The following is a 1,322-nucleotide window of genomic DNA, read 5'->3' as shown; positions in this document are numbered from 1 at the left end:
GATTCTTCTTCCTTGGAAAGTTCAGGGACGTGTGGGTCCAATTGCTCGAACAAATCCAGCATAATCTCACTCACTAAAAGTCTAGTGAACCATTTGTTGTCCGCAGGAACTACATACCAAGGTGCATAATCAGTTGAAGTATGCTCCAACATATCTTCATAAGCCTTGTGATAATCGTCCCAGTTTTCTCTTTCCAAAATGTCACTAGCTGCAAACTTCCAATGTTTTTCATCCAAGTTAATCCTATCCAAAAGTCTTTCTTTTTGTTCATCTTTGGACACATGCAAGAAAAACTTCACAACCTTGATACCATTATTATCCAAATATTTTTCGAACGCATTGATATCTTCGAATCTTTTTTCCCAAAAATCATCGTCGTTTTTCTTGTTAACCAAATTGTGAACTCTTGTTACCAATACATCTTCGTAGTGAGATCTGTTGAAAATCCCAACCTCTCCATAAGAAGGAGTTGCCTTTGTAATTCTCCACAAATAATCGTGATCCAATTCTTCTGTTGAAGGTTGCTTAAAGCTTGTAACCTTGCAGCCTGCAGGATTAAGCGCTGTGAATACTTTTTTTACCAAACTATCCTTACCCGCAGCATCCATCGCTTGAAGAACAACGAGAATTCCCCTCTTGTTTTCAGCGTATAATTTTTCCTGAAATTCAAACATTTTTTTCAAATTTTGTGGAAGAATTTCTTCCTTCACTTCTTTTTTTGAATAAGAATCGTCTTTCCTTGTGCTAAATTTTTCCAAATCAACTTTTTTATTAGGTTTTACCCTGTATTTTTTAATATCCATAACATACTTCCTTTATCATTATCGTTATAATATATTTATCCAAATCAGGTAAACTTAAAACAATTTTTTGTTGAATTAATTATATCATTTGTTCAAATTTTCTTCAATATTTTACTATCACATTAGTATTGCGCAAAATCATTTGACATTCGCTTAGTTATATAATAAATTCATATTATGAGAAAGGAGATAAAACATGAAAATATCAATATTGAATTTAATACCGAGATTTATAGATGAAACTACTCAACAATCCGTCAATCGTGGATTGGAGCTTGCAAAATGGGCTGACGGACAAAAATTCGAAAGATATTGGGTCGCAGAACACCACAATTCCAAATCAATCTCATGCTCAGCAACAGATTTGATTATCGGATATATTTTGGAAAATACACAAAGAATAAAAGTCGGAGCAGGCGGCGTAATGCTTCCTAACCACACACCATTTCAAGTTGCCGAAAGATACGGAACACTTGAAACATTGTATCCCGAAAGAATTGATTTGGGAATTGGAAGAGC

Annotated in this window: 2 protein-coding genes; one reads left to right on the top strand and one right to left on the bottom strand. The window is 34.3% G+C overall.

All coding sequences use genetic code 11. The annotated features are described in order from the left end of the window. A partial coding sequence (locus tag KHW44_RS09690; protein ID WP_304068917.1) for a polyphosphate kinase 2 family protein occupies positions 1–803 on the bottom strand: 803 nt, incomplete at its 3' end. A 196-nt stretch (positions 804–999) separates the two neighbouring features. Here KHW44_RS09690 and KHW44_RS09685 point away from each other — a divergent pair. Then, positions 1,000–1,322 (top strand): LLM class flavin-dependent oxidoreductase (locus KHW44_RS09685; RefSeq protein ID WP_304068915.1); only part of this gene is annotated, 323 nt, incomplete at its 3' end.

The sequence above is a fragment of the Finegoldia magna genome, assembly GCF_018371055.1.
Taxonomy (GTDB): Bacteria; Bacillota; Clostridia; order Tissierellales; family Peptoniphilaceae; genus Finegoldia; species Finegoldia magna_I.
This window is presented reverse-complemented; position numbering and strand designations above follow the sequence as displayed.